Annotated in this window: 21 protein-coding genes and 3 pseudogenes; 8 read left to right on the forward strand and 16 right to left on the reverse strand. The window is 38.2% G+C overall.

Annotated features, from left to right (window positions below):
* Positions 1-58 precede the first annotated feature (58 nt).
* The 4 genes from NSQ68_RS13980 (at position 59) to NSQ68_RS13995 (ending at position 1,712) form a co-directional block, all read left to right on the forward strand.
* Positions 59-361, forward strand: a complete 303-nt coding sequence (locus NSQ68_RS13980) for a hypothetical protein (RefSeq protein ID WP_029517411.1) — start codon at positions 59-61, stop codon at positions 359-361.
* A gap of 235 nt (positions 362-596) precedes the next feature.
* Entirely contained in the window at positions 597-761 is a 165-nt protein-coding gene (locus NSQ68_RS13985; protein ID WP_013310546.1) for a hypothetical protein, read from the forward strand.
* A gap of 40 nt (positions 762-801) precedes the next feature.
* Positions 802-942, forward strand: coding sequence for a hypothetical protein (locus tag NSQ68_RS13990; protein WP_165146693.1), 141 nt, complete (start codon positions 802-804; stop codon positions 940-942).
* Positions 943-1,172: 230 nt separating this feature from the next.
* Positions 1,173-1,712, forward strand: coding sequence for a GNAT family N-acetyltransferase (locus NSQ68_RS13995; protein ID WP_342426298.1), 540 nt, complete (start codon positions 1,173-1,175; stop codon positions 1,710-1,712).
* A 217-nt stretch (positions 1,713-1,929) separates the two neighbouring features.
* Here the strand turns inward: NSQ68_RS13995 and tet are convergent, their stop codons facing one another.
* Positions 1,930-3,306, reverse strand: a complete 1,377-nt coding sequence (tet, locus tag NSQ68_RS14000; RefSeq protein ID WP_307345711.1) for a Tet(L)/Tet(K)/Tet(45) family tetracycline efflux MFS transporter — start codon at positions 3,304-3,306, stop codon at positions 1,930-1,932.
* 827 nt (positions 3,307-4,133) lie between these two features.
* Here tet and NSQ68_RS14005 point away from each other — a divergent pair.
* Positions 4,134-4,454: a hypothetical protein gene (locus NSQ68_RS14005; protein ID WP_342426299.1), complete on the forward strand. Its 321-nt coding sequence runs from the start codon at positions 4,134-4,136 to the stop codon at positions 4,452-4,454.
* 1,083 nt (positions 4,455-5,537) lie between these two features.
* Here the strand turns inward: NSQ68_RS14005 and NSQ68_RS14010 are convergent.
* The 5 genes from NSQ68_RS14010 to NSQ68_RS14030 all read right to left on the reverse strand — a co-directional run bounded on the left by NSQ68_RS14010 (position 5,538) and on the right by NSQ68_RS14030 (position 10,269).
* Complete coding sequence (locus tag NSQ68_RS14010) at positions 5,538-5,645, reverse strand: sporulation protein YjcZ (RefSeq protein ID WP_080658622.1); 108 nt, start codon at positions 5,643-5,645, stop codon at positions 5,538-5,540.
* 676 nt (positions 5,646-6,321) lie between these two features.
* Positions 6,322-6,621, reverse strand: a complete 300-nt coding sequence (locus NSQ68_RS14015) for a hypothetical protein (protein WP_342426300.1) — start codon at positions 6,619-6,621, stop codon at positions 6,322-6,324.
* Between the two features lie 104 nt (positions 6,622-6,725).
* Positions 6,726-7,871, reverse strand: a complete 1,146-nt coding sequence (locus tag NSQ68_RS14020; protein WP_342426301.1) for a hypothetical protein — start codon at positions 7,869-7,871, stop codon at positions 6,726-6,728.
* A 253-nt stretch (positions 7,872-8,124) separates the two neighbouring features.
* Positions 8,125-9,405: a kelch repeat-containing protein gene (locus tag NSQ68_RS14025; protein WP_307345724.1), complete on the reverse strand. Its 1,281-nt coding sequence runs from the start codon at positions 9,403-9,405 to the stop codon at positions 8,125-8,127.
* A 288-nt stretch (positions 9,406-9,693) separates the two neighbouring features.
* Positions 9,694-10,269, reverse strand: coding sequence for a hypothetical protein (locus tag NSQ68_RS14030; RefSeq protein WP_307345727.1), 576 nt, complete (start codon positions 10,267-10,269; stop codon positions 9,694-9,696).
* A gap of 168 nt (positions 10,270-10,437) precedes the next feature.
* Between NSQ68_RS14030 and NSQ68_RS14035 the strand changes: the two genes are divergently transcribed.
* The gene (locus NSQ68_RS14035) at positions 10,438-10,692 is read left to right on the forward strand and encodes a hypothetical protein (protein WP_307345730.1); all 255 of its coding nucleotides are present in this window, start codon (positions 10,438-10,440) and stop codon (positions 10,690-10,692) included.
* Positions 10,693-10,724: 32 nt separating this feature from the next.
* Here the strand turns inward: NSQ68_RS14035 and NSQ68_RS14040 are convergent.
* The 4 genes and pseudogenes from NSQ68_RS14040 to NSQ68_RS14055 all read right to left on the reverse strand — a co-directional run bounded on the left by NSQ68_RS14040 (position 10,725) and on the right by NSQ68_RS14055 (position 13,105).
* Positions 10,725-10,967 (reverse strand): annotated as a pseudogene (locus tag NSQ68_RS14040) (hypothetical protein).
* 93 nt (positions 10,968-11,060) lie between these two features.
* Entirely contained in the window at positions 11,061-11,183 is a 123-nt protein-coding gene (locus NSQ68_RS14045; RefSeq protein ID WP_342426302.1) for a hypothetical protein, read from the reverse strand.
* A gap of 107 nt (positions 11,184-11,290) precedes the next feature.
* On the reverse strand, positions 11,291-12,706 hold the full coding sequence (locus tag NSQ68_RS14050) for a transcriptional regulator (RefSeq protein ID WP_342426303.1): 1,416 nt from the start codon (positions 12,704-12,706) through the stop codon (positions 11,291-11,293).
* Positions 12,707-12,871: 165 nt separating this feature from the next.
* On the reverse strand, positions 12,872-13,105 hold the full coding sequence (locus tag NSQ68_RS14055) for a hypothetical protein (protein ID WP_342429120.1): 234 nt from the start codon (positions 13,103-13,105) through the stop codon (positions 12,872-12,874).
* Positions 13,106-13,591: 486 nt separating this feature from the next.
* On the opposite strand from NSQ68_RS14055, the gene NSQ68_RS14060 reads away from it, so the two are divergent.
* Positions 13,592-14,098, forward strand: a complete 507-nt coding sequence (locus NSQ68_RS14060; protein WP_307345736.1) for a hypothetical protein — start codon at positions 13,592-13,594, stop codon at positions 14,096-14,098.
* Positions 14,099-14,128: 30 nt separating this feature from the next.
* Positions 14,129-14,386, forward strand: coding sequence for a hypothetical protein (locus NSQ68_RS14065; protein ID WP_307345739.1), 258 nt, complete (start codon positions 14,129-14,131; stop codon positions 14,384-14,386).
* A gap of 429 nt (positions 14,387-14,815) precedes the next feature.
* Here the strand turns inward: NSQ68_RS14065 and NSQ68_RS14070 are convergent, their stop codons facing one another.
* The 6 genes and pseudogenes from NSQ68_RS14070 to NSQ68_RS14095 form a co-directional block, all read right to left on the reverse strand.
* Positions 14,816-15,898, reverse strand: a complete 1,083-nt coding sequence (locus NSQ68_RS14070; RefSeq protein ID WP_342426304.1) for a hypothetical protein — start codon at positions 15,896-15,898, stop codon at positions 14,816-14,818.
* Positions 15,898-16,314, reverse strand: coding sequence for a hypothetical protein (locus NSQ68_RS14075; RefSeq protein WP_342426305.1), 417 nt, complete (start codon positions 16,312-16,314; stop codon positions 15,898-15,900). Before NSQ68_RS14075 ends, NSQ68_RS14070 begins: the two co-directional genes overlap by 1 nt.
* Before the next feature lie 409 nt (positions 16,315-16,723).
* Positions 16,724-17,110, reverse strand: coding sequence for a phage holin (locus NSQ68_RS14080; protein WP_342426306.1), 387 nt, complete (start codon positions 17,108-17,110; stop codon positions 16,724-16,726).
* A 2-nt stretch (positions 17,111-17,112) separates the two neighbouring features.
* Positions 17,113-18,068 (reverse strand): annotated as a pseudogene (locus tag NSQ68_RS14085) (GH25 family lysozyme).
* Positions 18,046-18,420: pseudogene (locus NSQ68_RS14090) on the reverse strand (phage holin family protein); the annotation flags it as partial. The pseudogenes NSQ68_RS14085 and NSQ68_RS14090, both read right to left, overlap by 23 nt.
* The gene (locus tag NSQ68_RS14095) at positions 18,420-18,557 is read right to left on the reverse strand and encodes a hypothetical protein (RefSeq protein ID WP_307345750.1); all 138 of its coding nucleotides are present in this window, start codon (positions 18,555-18,557) and stop codon (positions 18,420-18,422) included. The gene NSQ68_RS14095 and the pseudogene NSQ68_RS14090, both read right to left, overlap by 1 nt.
* Positions 18,558-19,036 lie beyond the last annotated feature (479 nt).

The following is a 19,036-nucleotide window of genomic DNA, read 5'->3' on the forward strand; positions in this document are numbered from 1 at the left end:
TCTTTGTTTTAGCTAAATATGGTATATTAATTACTCATAGCTCTGTAGGAGGAATTAAATGAAAAAAATTATAATTTCAGCGTTTGTTATGATATTTATCGTCGTAAGCTGTGCAGTTCCGACAATGGATCATTTGTATGCAGAAGAGAAATCACACATAACAACCTACGATCGTATTCAGTACATACAAATACTCATCCATTTCAGGTATTTAGAAAAGCAACTTGAAGCTGTGATTTCCGAAAGAAATAATTACCCAGAAGCCAGCCAAGAATATAAACAGCTCTCAGAACAACTGAATCATATTCTTGCCCAAGAGGCGTACTACGAAAAAAAACTTAACACTCTTAATAGTAAATAATTTTCATACAAACTGCATATTATCTTTATTCTACACATTAGACTCATGCCGACCTGCCTGTAACATCTCCTGCAACGTAAAGTTGAAAAGGCGAAGCCAGGTTCGCATGAGTTTTTTTATTAACCATTAGGAATATAGGTACTAGCTTCTTTTTGCTTCTAATAGATTTATGCTGATACATTACTATCACAATTGACATATGTATATAGCAGAACTAAGCAAAGGAGATATGCAGATGATCAGAAATAGAGTTAAAACGTATAAGCATCGCATCGGGAAAAACAGATATCTGGTCGTTAAAGTCTTTCAAGCCGCAGCTGCTAAAACAGGAAGCGGAAATGCACTAGCAACCAATGCCTTGAATATCAAAATTTCCAAGCGTAAGCATAAACGCCACTAAGATTCGACCGCACCTTCATTTCTTGAAGGGAGGTGATATTATGAGCAGAAGACATTGCAGACGTGATTTAAGAAGAAGAAGATTGAACATCCGTTCCAATCAAAGAGCCACTGCGCGTGCAAGAGGTAACGCACTGGCTGTTAATTTGTTTAGCGTAAACGATAGACAACGCAGACGTTAATAATTGTTTCCATGCAAAAAGCGGGAGGAATTCTTCCTGCTTTTTTGTGTTAAGCAGCACACCTAACTACTGCTATGAATCGTTTAACCAAGCGGACGAGATCATAAAATATCACACATAGTTGAACAGTCGCTACCATTTTACTCTTTTTATAAATCTAACAGACAGGAAAACGTGGTTCTCTTTTAGAATAGTGTGCATAGAGAAATTAAACCAGGAGGAGACAAGCCATGATAATTAAAATGTCACTTTCAAATATGGGGGATTTTAAGAAGTCAAATGAGAATAACGGCTTTATTGTGTCAGGAAGGATTATACCTAAATACGAGAACAACAATTGGACATATATAGAAGAAAGTTTTTCCAAACCATATTTTAAACAGTATGAGGATGATGACGTCGATATCAGTTATATTAATGAACAAGGAAAATCTATTTTTTTATATTATGATGAGAACGACTGTGTTGGGCAAATTAAACTTTGTACTAATTGGAATGGCTATGCTCTAATTGAGGATATTGCCGTCGCTAAAGACTGGAGACACAAGGGAATCGGAGCAGCCTTATTGAGTAAAGCAACCGAGTGGGCTAAGCAGAATAACCTTGTTGGTCTTATGCTTGAAACGCAGGATGTGAATATTTTAGCTTGTCGATTCTATGCTAAAAATAACTTTGTAATCGGCGGAGTTGATACTATGCTATATTCTAACTTTTCCACAGCCCATGAAAAAGCGATTTTTTGGTATTATAAGTTTAAGCATTCAAATTAGCCTTCCTTCTGTAACAAGGCTGAATTTGAAATAATACCTTCTTGTACGCACACTTTGCATTGCTACTTTTCCCGTATCTAGTAAAATCAAACTGATCAGCACACAAAGCTCTGCCGACCAATTAAGGTTAGCAGAGCTTTTGATTTATTTAGAGTATTCACTTACTTCAAACGTGAGGATGCGATCATTTTCAGCATGTAATCCTTTTTTGCTCTTATCAGGAATCTGAAACTGAACGTCTATATACAATAACAGTTAAAATCCCGCTAATTATAATGACCACTGAAAAAATCAATAACATATTGCTATATAAATAAGCAGTTGGAAAATTAATGATTGGTATAAATTTTTGATGAATAAAACGTATTGACAATAAGCCTCCTACAACTGAAATCCCCGTTCCTTCTGATAAAAAGCTTATAAAATTAAGCAAGCTCATTCCTGCGCCAGCTTCTTCTTGTCTTAAGCTACTTGAAACAATAGTGGATATTACTGTTTTAATAAATGAAAGACCACCGAAAACAAAGACTAGAATAATAGACATCAGCCAAGGTGTCATTTCAATAAAGAAAGCAGCTATCAAAAAGCTGACGGCAAGAAATGCAACGCCGACTGCTAGCACATGTAAGGAACCTTTCTTATCAACAAGTGCTCCTCCAAGGATACCAAAGAAAATAACACTCATCGTTCCAGGAAAAATAATTCCACTGCCAATCATTGCGGTGCTTAAGTGATGAACGTCTTTCATCATATAAGGAGCCATAGATACAAATCCAGCTACGGTACCAAACATAAGTCCGCCACAAAGGATTCCTATCATAAATGCAGTATTTTTCCCCAATGAAGGATCAACAAAAGGATTGGTTACTTGTCTGATATGTTTTAAAAAGATCAGGAAAAATAGAACACTTATCACCAGAAAAGAAATTCTGTAAGATGTTGTATACAACATAAACAATACTATACCTAGAGATATAAGCACGATTCCTGCAATGTCAAGCGAGCCCTTTGATATGACTTCCTTTTTTAATAATTTTATCAGGAAGGGAACAGTTACAAACGTTAAAACAGGAAGAAGCAGTAAATAAGACCAATGAATATAATGAGCAATCACCCCACCAATAGCCGGTCCTATCCCTTCACCCATTGCTACGATAGACCCGATGAGGCCATATGCCTTCCCCCTGTTTTCTTTTGGGATATAGCGAGCAACTACGACCATCACAAGTGAAGGAAATGCTGCTGCACCAATCCCTTGTATAAATCGCCCCAAGATAAGTGTTGGAAAAAAAGTATGTCCCACAAATCCAATTAATGATCCTATGCAATTCACTATGATTCCAAACAGGAGCAGCCTTTTTATACCTAACTGATCAGATAACTTTCCGTATACAGCTGTTCCTATAGAAAAGCTTAGCATAAAGGCAGTATTTACCCAATTTGTAATGGCTGGTGTCTTATTGAATTCATCAGCAATATCAGGTAAAGAGATATTAAGAACCATTTCATTTAACACACTAAAAAACGAAAGAACACAAAGCCACATTAAAATTTGGTTATGGCGCAATACGGACTGTGAATAAGGGGTTTTCACTTTTGACCCTCCAGAAATGAGGGTTAACGTAGTTTATAGGGTCACTGATACGCTCCCTCTTTAAATTGTCCCCAATTATATTTATCACACTTCAAATAAAACGCCTCCCATACCTATTTTTTTCATTCTACCACCTTATCGAGGATGGGAAAAGATGTAATGATATATACGCATGCATGATATATAACCAATTTTTTCCATCCATTTGTTTTAAATATAAAAATAAACCACTCCAGAAATAAGATACATTCAAGACATGAGGGCAGCCTTGCTCCATATCATTGGAGGTTTAATTCAGCGCCTATTTGCATACGAGAAAATGTAATGATCTTTTGGTCACCATCCCAGCCCTCTATGATTACAATATAGAGCGTATATCGCTCTTGTGGTCCCCTCTTCCAAAGCCAGCAGACGCGCCTTTATGTCCATTACACTGCTCCCTGTTTTTATCTCCATTCCTTCATGTTGGACCACGTCATTGCTCAGTAGAATAATTGTACAGTATTGGTAATAGCGTTTTGATATCGGGTAACAAAGCGTTCAGCTTCTTTGTTACCTGTCGTTTTCCGTATACTGTACAGATCACAACAATGAACGATAAAAGCGGATACAACTATTGTGCAACAATAGCGGAATTAGACTGTTGCCAAAGTAACACTGAACTTTTGCAGATGTTTATGATGGTGTACGTGAAGCCAAGGAGAAGAATATGGGGGCGATATTCCTGTGCCAGTAGGATAAGACAAGAACCTTATTAAGCGTACAATCGCAGCACGTTAGATACATTTAAACTAATCAGGAAATTATCCAAGTAGGAGGGAATAACCATGGCATTTGAAGGTTATAGAGAAGACAAGCGAGGACAATGGTTTGACTGGCCATTCCCCTTGTCGGTATCAATACTGTATGTGGATGCGGATATAGATGAAACAGAAACGAAATGGTACCTCATTATCGAACAAGAAAAACATTTGATCCGAATTAGGGATGAAAAGCAAATTGAACTGCTTCATCACTGCATGTATGGAATCTTGTTAAGTGACGAGAATATCAACTGGATTATTGATAAAAATGGCGGTAGATTTACCTATCACGACAGTGTGCAAGATTTCATCAAATTCCAGAAAGAATACCTGGATATATTTTAAAAACCGTGGATAGTTAAAAGCTCTGCTTGCCAATTAAGCTAACAGAGCTTTTCGATTTATTTAGAGTATTCACTTACTTAAATCGAATTTCAGCATCTGCACCACTTTCTGCATACATTGCATTGGCCGCCCCTTTTTTTAGTCAGATAGCCCTTTAGTGGCAAGTAGAATAAAAAAGCACTCTTTTCGAGTGAAGGAAATAAACAAGCCACGCTTACACAAAAACGATATAGCCCCAAATTCACAGTTTTCCAACTGCTACACTTTTGGAATTAAGCCGACTTTAGAGCAGTGGAAAAGGCTACGATCCGGCGTGGATCAATCGTCGTCAAGCGGTTTGCCAACCGTTAATAGCAGTTTCACAGTCTTAACTTTCACACGCTAGGCACTAACTTCTCCATTAGGCTGTACAGTAGGAGCAGTGGTGCAGTATTAGCATCTACTGTGGGTGTTGTTCCGTATGTATTAGTTGTGAGGATTTCGTACTGGCAAGATCATTATTGCGAGCTATTGGTGCTTTTTGGGCAATTAGTTAAAGCTAAAGCTCACGTATTGGTTCCCCCTGTCTCCTCACTATATATATAATTCCGTCCCCCGTTTTATTTCCATACACGTTATTATCGGTCACATCTACATTACTGTCTACAGCCACCCGAAGCCCTAGTTAGTATCAATTTGCAGCACTCTAGCCCCTTAACCTGCTCCGGTAATAGTAACATTGCTCTTTAGATATATTGGTTTTTTGATGCTGTACTTCCCCTTTTCCAAAGTAACAGTTTCCCCACCACCAACTCCTTAAAAAGGTTATTATATTTGTTTACTTTCAACCTTCATCCTACCACCTCTTTGAGAATTTTATCTAACAGAAGCGTGATAAGCCAGCAGTGGTCTTGACTCGCTACTGAAAAGATAAAATGAAATACAATACAATAAGCGCAAAACTATTATGGCAGGAATCCACCAAGTATTTGCCGAAAAAGAAGCGAACACGGTGACTATTGCCAAATAGCTTATGCGCTCAATGGGCTCAAATATTGAATATCCATGAGTGAAGTGATATTTTCCAACAGTTCTTTTTACAAATTAAACCCAAAGTGATTTAGTGATGATAACTAAGAGAATAAAGAGCACTAAAATTGCCGCTGTAGAAGTCCATACACCGCCGCCACCTGTATTTTCATAGGCACCCATGTCTTTTAACCTCCTTTATTTGTCGTTACCTTAATATATGTTTAAATACGTTCTATGATAGGGCATGCAGGTAAATAAAAAAACACTAGCTTAGCTAGTGGTCAAGACCCCATTTTATAGATACTGAAAAAAGCCCTTAAACTATAAGCTGCTTTCGGTATTCTTTCGGAGGCACTCATTTAACTTTCGTTGTGATCAACTTTGGTTATAAAATCGAATATAGTAGCCAGTTATGTGAGTCCTTCATTACTTGTAATTAAAGGAGAAAGGAAGATATCTTTCGGACACATCGCTTTTAGCATCAATATATCGGTCTGTATATCCTGTCTGTATCTGTATCAATCACGAAACCAACCTCTGTGTCATCTTCAAAACGTAATCGCTCAAAATTATGAAGTCGACAAAATATATCAGGTAAATCTCTAATATTTAGACTCACCATTTTTGCTTGTATATACTTTTGATATAGTTCTTCTTGTATGCAAAGGGGGCCAGTAATCAAATTCTCAAAAAAGTAACCTTCAATTTTAATAATCATAATATCACCACTGGTGGTTAACCATTCTTTATAAATTTAGAATACTTACATAACAATAACTCAACTAAAGCACATGTTAAGTTAACCTTAGTGAACAAGTTAAAGCTCCCTTGCTACCACATTTGTTTATGATAACTTCTATTTTTCCGTTAATTTATTAAATATCTCTCTATCTTTGAAAGTAAAGTCGGAAATCTGTTTCTTTTGCTCGTACGTGTTGGTACTTGAATCCAATTTAATGAAGCTATTTTCACCAACCACATATACGATATTTTCTTCTATTTTATAAGACAGAACGTTATCAATCACTGAATTTGGGGCTTCAATTTGATGAGTGTATAGTATTGGAGGCTCACCCGCTCCTCCCCCCCTGTAAATCTGAAAAGTCCCATCTCCAAAAAACTCTAACGTATCTTTTCCATAAGGGTACTTCCTCATCGTGTCGTCTCCAGAATTTGCTAGAAAAATTATAGTAGTAGTTATAACTAGTAGAGAGATCAAGATGTAAATCTTGTATCTGCGTTTCATCTGCAATTCACACCTCACTTCCAAGCCTTTTTTGTATCAGTTACTGTAACATAAGATGTATACTCATTGAGTGTTCCCCATGATTCCATTAAATTTGTTAGATTGGCCGCAGCCCAACCGAGTTTGTTGTCCCCAGTAAACATTTGTTTAAAATTATATTCAAAATTATATTTATCATAATATATTGTAGTAATTTCCCATTGTCCTTTTACATATGTTCCATCTATTTTGTACTTCATTTTGTGAAAAGCGTTATACAAATCTCTGTCACTTTCAATTGCAATAGACCCATCACTTGAGAAACTTTTAACTTTTTTGTCGTTAGCTTTTTGTACTGCTTTATCAATTACTAACATATTATGTTCTTTAGATTTTTTAATTTGCTGCGCCTCATACGACCACTCGTTAAAGTGTAAATTTCCTGGTTTGTAATCAAGTGAATGTTGAAGTAAATTGGCTGTGATGTCCCCGTACTTCTTTCGAGCTATAGGAACAGCTACTAATGTAAATGCTTTACGATCAGGAAAATGTATTACAGTGTCTGTCGAATCTTTTACCTTCTCTACGCCTCGTACCCAAGTCTTTTCTAGTTCTACCATAGGATTTTCAAACGGAAAAGTATTATTTCCTGCATACACTAACATATTCTTACTATATGCACCTTCCAGTACTTTTTGCGAGACATCAGACGGATCCTTTTCTCTTGTTTCCTTAGGTTCTAACTGAGGACTGTATTGAATTTTTCCCAATTGATCTTCTTTTTGTTTTAAAACAAGTTCAAACTCAAGGATCTCTTTGCTGGTATCAATCTGTTCTTGATACTTATCTACATAAGCGTGTGTAAACGTAATATCTCGGATTGTGTTTTCATTTCTAACGATTTGGATATTACATTTGCGATAGTAATCCTCACTATCAGGTTTATATTCTGTGTTTGTCCATGTATACAGCATGTTGGAATTATCTGCATTGTCTATAACTGAAGGAAGCGAATGAAGCGGAATTTTGCTTAGAATATGTAGCGAATGAACCAAGTTTGTAGACTTAGCTGAAAGGTTTATGGAACTATTATTCTTATAAGTAAAGCCAGTGATCTCACCTTTTACAAACTCGATTGGTTCATCACCGGATTTGCGTTCTATTCTTAATGAAATGCTCATTGAAATAATCTCCTCTGTTAATTTAATCTAGTTTAGCAGGAAAAATTTATGAAAAATAATTTCCAAATATTAATATATACGAAAAGTATTAAATAGTAAACATATTTTCAACGTGATAAAGGACGTCAATTGAGTTTCGTAACCTCGGCAAATTATATGAAGAAGCTAAAACGAAATATAATCCAGCCTAACACGGGCCTGTTAGAAACGATAAAGCTCCGCCGACCAATTAAGGTTAGCAGAGCTTTTTGATTTATTTAGAGTATTCACTTACTTCAAACGTTAGGATACGATCATATAGCATATAGTCCTTTCGGCTGCTGAATGGACCTTTATTGTTATCATGCTTGTTGATTGCATATGAAGCCGATCCAGAACCTGCCTGTTTAGCCTCATACCACGCAATGAAGTCATTGACCTCTTGCATGCTCAGGTCAAATTCTTTTTCAAGACCAGTTGTCATGGTGACTACCAGAATTGCACGATCCCCAGTTGGTTGAGATGGATCGGTTGGTTCGGGAGTTGGTGTGGAACTGTCAATCTTTCCGAATATTTCTATAGTATTAACCGGAGAATTAGATAATGTACTCTGACTTCCTCCGATAACGTAAATCTGTCCACCTAATGTTATAGCCCCTGCCCCGCTTCTGGCTTGCTTTAAACTAGCCTCAGGAGACCATTTATTCTGTCCAAAATCAAAGGATTCTACTGTACTAAGTTCATAACTACGTCCACCTGCTTCAGTTTTCCCAGCAATAGCAAAAATTTTATTGGAATAGATGACAGCCTGGGCCCCTCCACGTGCTGTTAAAAGATTGGGTTTGGTTGACCAATTATCGCTGTCGGGATCATATTCAAGAAATGTATTTAGTGAAACATTTGAACTATTATCAATATGTCTACCTGCTACAAGATAGATTTTGTCCTTATGTAAAACTGCAGAGGAACCATGAATTGTATTCGGCATAGGTTTCTTTGTTGACCAGCTGTCGGAAGCTGGATCGTATACTTGGACAGTAGCAACTGAAAGTGTATTTGTTGTCATCCCACCAAACACATAAATCTTTCCCTTATATAAAACACTTGTCAACGAACCTAAAGCCTGCGGCATAGCTTTCTTAACGCTCCATGTATCTGTCTGGGTATTGTAAACTTCAACATTATTTACTGAGGAGCCTCCTGTCCAGTTAAAAGCATTACCTGTATAGCCACCGATAACATAAATATCATTTCCATAAACAACGGAAGTTGCTGCAGCACGAGCCGTAGGCATGTTAATTCCTGAGGCCCATATATTATTTTTCGGATCATAAATTTGTACATCCTTATAAGGGTTTGATCCTGAAGAACCACCGAACATATATATCTTACCATTCAATTCAGAAACAGCACTTACCGCCTTAGGATTTTCTATAGTCGTTTTAATCGACCATTCATCGCTTACAGCTTCTGCTTTTACCTCAATAGCTGGCATATTCATGAACACTACCACTACAATTAAAATACTCCATAATGCTTTAATTTTATTTATCACTCGATCTCCTCCTAGCAATATATTGAACTATTACGAAGATAAATCATTCTTAAAAGTCTGTCTAAACATAAACTTGCTGATCTATAAATATAATCTAAATATTTGCATATTTATTTTTTATTGGGTATGAAAAAGGACTCATACCAGTTACCTGATTGAGTCCTTTACCTCTACTCTAAATTTAAACTAATCAAGAAAAAAGCTCTGCTGACCAATTAAGGTTAGCAGAGCTTTTTTATGAGCAGAGAGATTTAAACCCTCTCACTATTTTACTTTTTCAACTATTTATCAATTTACCATATAAGGCACTGTATTTGAATTCTGAGGTAACATGTAAGCTACACCACTACTCACAGTAGTAATATTGCCGCTTACTCTAGCTCTATAGTAACCTTTCCCCCAATCTGCAATATAGAAATTTTCTTGATCACCTTGTCTATTTGTTAAGGAACCCTTTTTGGTAATTCCTTTCCTCCCGATCGTGTCCCAAGTACCTAAACCAGAAAGGCCGGATTTTTGAAAATGCATATCAAAGTTAACATAACTAATCTGATACTGTGAACTCAGGATTATATTCCAATTACAATACATTCGTCCTGCTATCTCATCACAAGTAACTATTAATTCACCTGCATAGCCCGCTGGCTTGACAACCTTTGACGAAGAGTCATAGACATCATTAGTTACTGCACTAAAAGAGCTAGATGTAAGACCGGACTGATCAGTTTTTGAGTTTGGGTCTATGTAAATATCATATTTTGTAACATAAGAATGTTCACTACCTTTTTCAGCGTATGTCGCTGTCGGAAAATAGGTTACTGAAAGAAAGAATAATGACAGAACTAAACAAACTAACTTCTTCAAAATTTACCCACTCCTTAATGGTTTTATTTATGGAAAATTATTTCTCCCATAATTTTCATTTATTATATGTTACATGTATATTTTGTCTACCTTTTTTTGTATTAAATTGTTTTTATTATCATTGTAATGTATTATTAAATTAATAATATAATTTCTGGAGGTGTGATTATGGAGTACAGATTAACTGATACTCATTTATACATACTTGAATACCCTAGAGTTCTTTGCTTTGTCCGTCCAGCAAATGAATATAGGGACTTAGGAGAATTGATGGAAAACGGTTCGTTTTATAATATCTCAGCAAAAGAAGATTTCGAATTTTTTGATCATACTAAAGTACCTACACCTGGGGAGGGGGGAAGCTTCTTCTTTGAAGAATTCCTTAATCCAATACTTGCATTAGTAAATGAAAACAAAAGATGAGCTTCTAAAAATAAAGAAAGACTCCATACTGGTTACATACCAGCGGAGTCTTTTTTCACATCCACTCTAAATTCAAACTGATCAAACTGATTGCGAAAGAAATAAGATCCGTTAATTTTAATTGACTCCGGTGTGTATCTCTCGATCGGTCCGCCGTAGTCCACAATATCTATCAAATCCTCACCCAACGGCTAAACCACGTATACTCTTACCTGGCTTAAAGCAGCTGCAAATAGTTCGATATCCGACTTTAACACTTTATATGTATGGTTCATGCTGATCACCTCAGATAGTTATTCTGCCGTATGTGTGGTAATTCCTGCACTAAAGAAAGCCCTACCAACAATAAGGTTGGCAGAGCTTTAGCTTTAAAATCCGCCAATAGTAACGTTAGGCTGAATACTATGGTGGTGGTTAAAGGCTTGATCCGGCCCAGTAACAATAAACAAAAAGCTAGCCGCGATGGTCAGTAGTACAATTTTTCTCAACATTGGTCATCCACTCCTCAAACAGGGTTTAGGCTCCACCAATTGGATCATAGTAAGGAGTAACCTGATGGCTATTCGACTGAACAGGTACAGTAACAATAAACAAAAAACTAGCTGCAATGATTAGCAGTACCATTTTTTTTAACATTGTCTAACCACACCTTTTCAATGAATTTTGAGTATTTTTCCTTTGTTTCGGGAATTGCATGAGTGCGGAAATGCTCAAACATTCCTACACAGTTTAAATAATAAGTCTCATTATTCAATGTATGATAACTTTCCAAAGAATACATCAAATATTTAAAACCATCTTCGTACGAACCTTTATGTAAATAATAGTAAGCTAGCTCATAACTCAAACGCGCATACTGCTCTGGTATAACTTGTTTCGTATACATATCCGTTGATGGCTGTTGCACAAAAGAAGCAATAATAGTTTCAAATCGTTTAATTATATCACTCACGTCTAACTTATATTGGTTAGCTGCAAACATTACGTTCAAAAGCTTTACAATCATTTCCTTATCGACTTTATCACTTGATGCAATAATGTATTGAACATAATCGTTTAGCACACTTACATCCCCAGATAAAAGCTTATATATGTAAGTGTTACCTTCTGCCCAACTTTTGAATAAGCTAATCCAGTGTCGGGTATCCTCGTCAGTCTCCTTTACCCAATCTAAATTAGCGTAGGAGTATGTATACTGTAGGGCTTGGTGGTAATCGCCCTTAGCTTCGCAAGAACCTGAACACAACAAATCAGCATAAGCGATGTACACAAACAATGGACGACTTAGTTTCTTGGAAGACTCAACACGTATTCGACTCTGCTGTTGGTGTTCCAAAGTATATTGAATTTCAGCTTTAGCCCTCATTGTTCTAGCAACATCCTCTACCTTGTCCCACTTACGCAATGAACGATACACATTAGCCAAGTCCTTCAAGGCGTCTAGCTGGTCTAGTTCATCAAGGCGTTCGACAAAAGCTTCAAACACCGCTGCTGTCCCTATGTTACGGCTTTGATCGTCTCCAATCTGAATCGTGAATATGCGATATTGACAGACTGCCAAACGTTCAGAATGTTGATATTTTTCCGCTTCAGCTACCCCCTCATAGAGCAACAATGCAGCTGCATGTCTTCCCTGCTCCAACAATTCCTCTGCAATTTCAAATAGCTTGGGCGAATAAAGTAGATTATCCATGATGGCTCCTACGACTCGACGGATCACCCCCAGCTTGTCCAACTCCGCACAGCGATACAAAAATGGCTCGATTCGCCTCATATTTGGAGGGTGGTCGATGATGTAGTTTTCCACGAACAAGTCGTAAAAGTGACCTTCCGGCAAACCCATAGCCTCAGTGATTAGGTCAAGCTGGTTAACAGACATAGTCTTATTCCCTGTCACAATGGCGCTTACTATTCCCCTATTCATACCTGCTATATTCCCAAACTGCGTTAGACTCATGCCCTCTTGTTGTATGTATCTGTCTAATTCTGCTCGAATCGTAGGTGTATGCTTCATGTCATAGCCACCTCTCGCATAAATATTCCATAATTTTTTAAAAACATACTTCATTTTTCATCAAAATTAACCATATGTCAATATGTTATGCAACTAATGTCTTCTACGAACTTTCCGCATAACTTACATGAATTCGGGGCAAAACAATAAAAAGGACCCTACCAACTATATGCCGGTGGAGTCCTTTTTCACATCTACTCTAAATTCAAACTGGTTCCGTATGTAATAAGCTCCAGCAATCTTGACCGAATCAGCCGAAAACCTTTCTATAGTGCCGCCATAGTCTACAACCGATATAAAATCCTCTCCCAACAACTGAACAACGTACACCTTTACCTGGCTTAATGCAGCTGCAAATAGTTCTACATCCGACTTTAACACTTTATATGTATGATTTATGCTGATCACCTCTGCAAATATTATATGCAGACAAGCGTTCGTTGTTCAAAGCAAAAAAAAGAGCAGTGAGAGTTCTATTCCTCCTGCCTTTTTCTGTATTCGATCTGGTGCGTTTCAATTACTCTTGATCCTTTGGATACTTTATTAGGGTGGCTATAGCCACCTTCAAGGCTCAAGCTCCAATTGAATTGAGCTATTTGCACGGGAGCTGATTGAATGCTGCTAAAAAAGTGGATGCGGACCCGAGCTAAAGCCCGAGCATCTGGAACGCGGCAGCTCTCTCCGATCCGGACGAGATCTACGCAGCGCTATATCGCCCACTGGCGTCACATAGGCGTTGTTGACAAAAATCTACAACTCTATTTAATAGAAAGATGCGTTTACAATGATATAGAAGATATTATCTATATATTCCATTAATGGTTTAATTCATCCTTATATTTAAGGATTTAGTATAAAAATAATTTGGAAGAGGTGCGTATTAAAATGAGTAAAAAACTGTCGTCTCTATTTTTATCCTTTCTAATTTCAGTGCTATTAGTTGTCCCGGTATCAGCCCAAAGCGTCACCCCTACTCAAGATCAGTCCTCATCAGTCGAAAATTCTATTCAAGCTCAGCCCTTATCAGTCGAACCATCTTCTTCAGAATTAGTTCCTGATTCCTCAAATTCCAAAGTAAATCCCCAATCAGTAGTAGGACCTGTATGGGTAACCAAATCGTTTAATGTAACTAAGAATGGAAGAACTGTAACGGTGGAGTGGGGTATTGCAACGGACTCATATATAAGAGAAGTCAATGCTTCTTTTAAAACGGGAGCCGGTTGGACGGAAGCAACCACTTTTAAGGGGCCAAACACTAAGGGAGTAACTCTCTCTCAAACATGGGAATACAGTCAACCAGGGACTTACACAGTCGGCGGAGTTGCTCAACTTTATACAGATAATGGACCTGCATCTTGCTTTTCGCCTCCAAGAGTAGTAGTTATTAATTAACGAGTATTTCTACATTTGAGAGGTGAGGAATTGAAAGTTATCGAATTAGCAATTGTATTAAATGATAAAGAGGGCTACTACGCTGAAAATTTTGACCTGGTTGCCCTGCCTTTTGTCCCAAGAAAGGGAGAAATGATTTTATGGAATAATAAACTTTATCGTGTGCTAGATGTTATGTATAGTTTTGATACAAACCCGTACGACTATAATTTTGATGCTAGCCCAAGCACTCAAAGCTCGGTAGCTCATGATGTAACCTATAAAGTTTTTTTGAAACCTGAAGATTAAACAGACATTAAATAAAGTATTTTCTTAGTGCTTAGGCTAAGAAAATACTTTATTTGTTTTTCGCAATAGCACCACCTATAAAACATAAAAACACCCCACCAGCGTATGCCAGTAGGGTATCACCGATGCTTTCGGATTGCACAACGGTGCTTCCGTATGTGTTGTTAACAGTATAATTGGTTTGGGTGATTCCGTAAATAATTCATGCAAGATTCCTAGTGTTAGGCTTAATATAGATATTTGATAAAAGGCACTGAGTTTCCTTTCACGAAAAAGATCTGCCGCCCCAGTTATGGCAGTAGATCTTTTTTTGAACATTAACTAATCGATTAGATAATAATAGTGCATAGGTCAGCCCCTAGTTTAGACAACATATATTTGGGTCGCCAGTAAAATTATAAAACAAAGAGTCATAAGAATGTCTGACTATTAGTCAACCTTGAATTCACTTTCTAGATTTCTAGATAATTCAAACTTTTCAACTTCTAACCTTAACAACTTATCGTTTGAAGAGAATACAAGAAATCCTTCCAGATTAATCGGCTTATCCAAAAGAGATTGAAGCTTTCTTTTATCTATACCTTTGGAGAATATACATTTTACTTCTTCGTGCTTTGTATCCTCATACTCTAAAGGTCTCAAAGTGATTGTTTTTTCATCCAGATCAACAGCTCTTATCATACCTTTTCCATGAATAAATTCTTTATCAGGAATGAGTTTCTTCGCCTGATTAGAAAGTAGCTTTCTCGTTTCTTTATTGGTACGTATTATTTTTTTAGGAAATGCTAAATGCTCAACTTCAAATGAAATTGCATCTATACTTGATTGTGAACTGGGAACCAATTCTTTTGCAAAATGTATAACCTTTAAGATATCCTTCCTGTCATAATCCTGTGATAATTTTTCAAAAGTGGCTTCGTCTTCAGCTGAAGCTATCGCTGACAGGACGAGATTGATTGAATCTGTAAACACTTCGTTATGTTGTGCACCTTCTTTGAGAATGTCCCAATTCTCAGTACTCTTCTCTGAGAAGCTAAATAAATCTAACTGTTCTCTGTCAGTATTAAAATGTAATCCTGGACGTTTAAGTCCCAATTTCAAGCTTCCATTTCCAGTAGCTGCAAGATCAAAAGCACTTGAAAAATCGGATACTTGATCAGTAAGTTTGAATTCCTTCATTTTAGAGACAACACTATAAGCGAACTTATTGGCAACATTCAGTTTGTTTAAAAAGGAGCCTACGACCCCAATAGGTCCCTTTCCGCCCTGAAATTCTTCTCCCTCAATTCTAATCCATAAATCTATATCGTCATCAACTGCTAAACCAAATCCAGTTGTTTTTATTAAAAATTCACTCAGCTGATGTTTTAAGCTTTTCACCAAAAACGAAGCAGAGGGCTCATAAAAACTCAGTAAATCAGCTTGATCTGCATATGCAGATTGAATACGCTCTAAATTATCTTGAGCCTTTTTTAATTGTTGCATCAATTCTGGCAAGCCGATGTTATTCATTATATTTCGCCTCCATCTAAGTACACTTTTAGTATACCCTTTGCAGAAGGAATTATTACCCAATCAGGATCTCTTTCCTTATCACGCTCTCTCAACCTGCCATTGACTCCACCAGTTCTAAAGAAGTCTGCCCATGAACTTAACGAATCTTCATTATCTGCTAGAAGTAAATGCGCGCCGAAAAGATTTCTCAATGGTACTTGATTTTCTGGACTCATGAAGAGCATAATTGCTCCTTTATCATGATCGTCAATCGTTTGCATAGCCTCCATGACTGTTTCCGGTTTAATTAAAGCAGCAAAATCCACATCACCTGGCTCTGATCTTCCGGTTACGAAACTCCCGTCAATTAGAATAGCTGATGGCTGTAACCCTAATCCAATAAGACGGTTAAGCATCTGTTTAAAAGTTTCCACAGTTCTCTCCTTTTTTGAGAAAACAAGAACCTTTGTTCTATTTCCTCAATTGTACATTCGTGAACCCCATCTGGCAAATGATAATTATCAAAAAAATCTGGTATGCTCATAATTAAAAAGCCTTTCTCTATATCATCGTAACCTTAATTACTGCTCATTCCACAATTTTCCTAGAGAAAGACCAAACTGTCAATCACATATTTTCAAGAAAAAAACACCCTGCTAGTTTAAGCAGGGTAGTTCACTTTGTTTTACTGCCGATCCTGTGAGTTTCCTTTCCTATAGCGACCTCTCAAAACGATGATGGCTCATCCTTTCTAGGAACCTTTTCAGTAGCCCGTGTAAGTATCTCTGTCACCTTAGCAACCAAAGAAGATACTGTCTCTTTAGCTGCCGCTTGTGTTGCTTCTTAACTCGGGTGTGCTTCTTCATTAGTTAAGACTGACTTTGTCTTGGCCTTATACTCCAGATATGCCTTTTCTATTGCGGATCGAATCTCTACTGCCGACACAGTAATGCCCTGTTCTGCCAAGCGCAATGTAGTATACTGTAACGCTTCCTGAAGCTTACGCTCTCCCCCCGCTTCTTTAAATGCTGTTTGAGCAAGCGCGAATGCCTCTCCTGCTACTTTATGGATTACCTCGCGCTGTGCTGCCGTTGTACGCGCTTCTAGCCACACGTTAACCTTAGTTTTGAGTTTATTCAGACCTCCTAAAACAAATGCTGTAAGCACACCCGCAGCGGCTGTGACAATGGTATTTACATAAGGCTGTACAGTTTCTATAATTGTTTGCATGATTACTTTTCCCCTTTCGTTTTCAACGATGCGATTTTATTCTTTGAATCCCAAGACACTACCGCCCCATAAGCATCAGCAATTGGCCTGAGCTGCACATACGCTGTACCCTCTACAAGTTGGACAGTTTGCAGCTTGGACCCATTTAAATAGGCTTCCTTGCGGGCGTTGTCCCAACGATAAGATAAGCCCAAGGCATTTGCCAAAGAGCGCAGCGGTACATAGGTTCTGGGGCCATACAGAAGTGCTGTCCCTACTTCTTTGCCATTAATGCAGAATGTACCGGATGTAACGGATTCTGTCTCCTGTACAGGCATGACAGCGCCGAATCGCTTACGCAGCTCGACCGTATTACCATCAAATTCGTTCAGGTCCACGTTTCCTTTTATCCCAGCCACCTTGCCGCTATCGCTGTATTGCCAAATATCCCAACGCTTCCACGTCACTGTATCGCTTGGGACGCGAGTATCACTATACCGGGCTATCCATAGTGGGTAACCGACCAAAGAGGCGCTAAAATTAGCTGCAAATGCATTGCCTGTATAGATAATGGGCTTGCGCCCTGTAATCCGCTCCAGTTCGAGCAGGAAGGCCAACGCCACAGCATTAATAAGCGTTTTGGACAGCTTGCTGGAGTTGTTTTCATAATCCATCACCGCAGGAAGGTCCAGCGCTTTTGCACCGCCTACCTGATCCACCACATCAGCAAAATGTCGTGCTCCCCCTTTCGCTGCGTCACACTGGTGGCATCTAAAAAATGATAGGCACCCAGCAACACGCCTGCTGCCTTGGCCCCTTTTGCGTTGGTGAGAAATGTCGGATCATCATAACGTTGCCCCTGACTTGCTTTAATGAAGGTAAATGAAATACCGTCCGCCTTGACCACGTTCCAATCAATATTGCCCTGATAGCGAGATACGTCGATCCCCTGCGCGTTACCTTTTTTCCTTGTCTTCATTTTCCCCGTCACCTTCCTTTTCTCCGCTTTTACTCTTTAAAACTTCCACAGCCTGCCGAATGATCGACGGGACTGGCACACCAAGCCTGCCGCCATTTTCAGCAATCGAAAGCAGCTCATTTGCCATATAAAAATAGGCGACTGCATCCCGGAAAAGATGCGAATCGCCTAAGACGCCATCAATCAGAGGGGATACTGCTACCATTGCAAAAATAAATACCTTTCGAGCGATACAGATAAGACCAATCTTGCTTTTTAAGCCGGGTCCGGTTCCCTTCTTACCTTCTGCGCCAGCGGCAAATAATCCGGTCACTTAATCAATAATGACCAGCGCGAGCAACATCCCCAATACTATATACAATTCTTTAAGTATTTTTCTTTCCGGCGTGCTGGTTGTGAAGCAATGGCAGCAGAAATAACCTCAGTCAATTCTTCAATCGGTCTGGTCAGATCTAGTTGTATATCCAATGTGGATTTTATTTTTGCCACGGGTTTCGTCACCTCCTCAAGATGCAAAATAAGCCCCTGAGTTATCAGAGGTTTTTATACTTATATCTTAAATTGGTTCTGCTACTATAACGCTACGGATATTAAAAACCCATATGTTATTAACCTAATATGAACGAGTAGGATAGTTGAATAACAGTAATCAATCTAAGGAGCATGTCGAACTACGCGAAGCTTCAGCCTAACAGGACTAGCAGGTTGTAGTTAAATTACTATTGTGATAAACTGAATGTAATTTGATGACGGGAGTTGAACGGATACATGTAGAACTTTCTTGCTTTGAGATCACGAAAAGAACGGACTCAGCGATCGGCTGTGGTCGTTTTATTCATCTCTGCAAGAAAGGTCTGCGTTTCGTTTGCGCTCCCTCTCCGGACAGTCATACGGCCCCTTGGAATGGGGCCGTATTTCCTCGTATGGATTAGAGCCGCAAGATAGCACCTTTCTTGCGGCTCTTTTTT

This window comes from Paenibacillus sp. FSL L8-0158, from assembly GCF_038592965.1.
GTDB lineage: Bacteria > Bacillota > Bacilli > Paenibacillales > Paenibacillaceae > Paenibacillus > Paenibacillus polymyxa_D.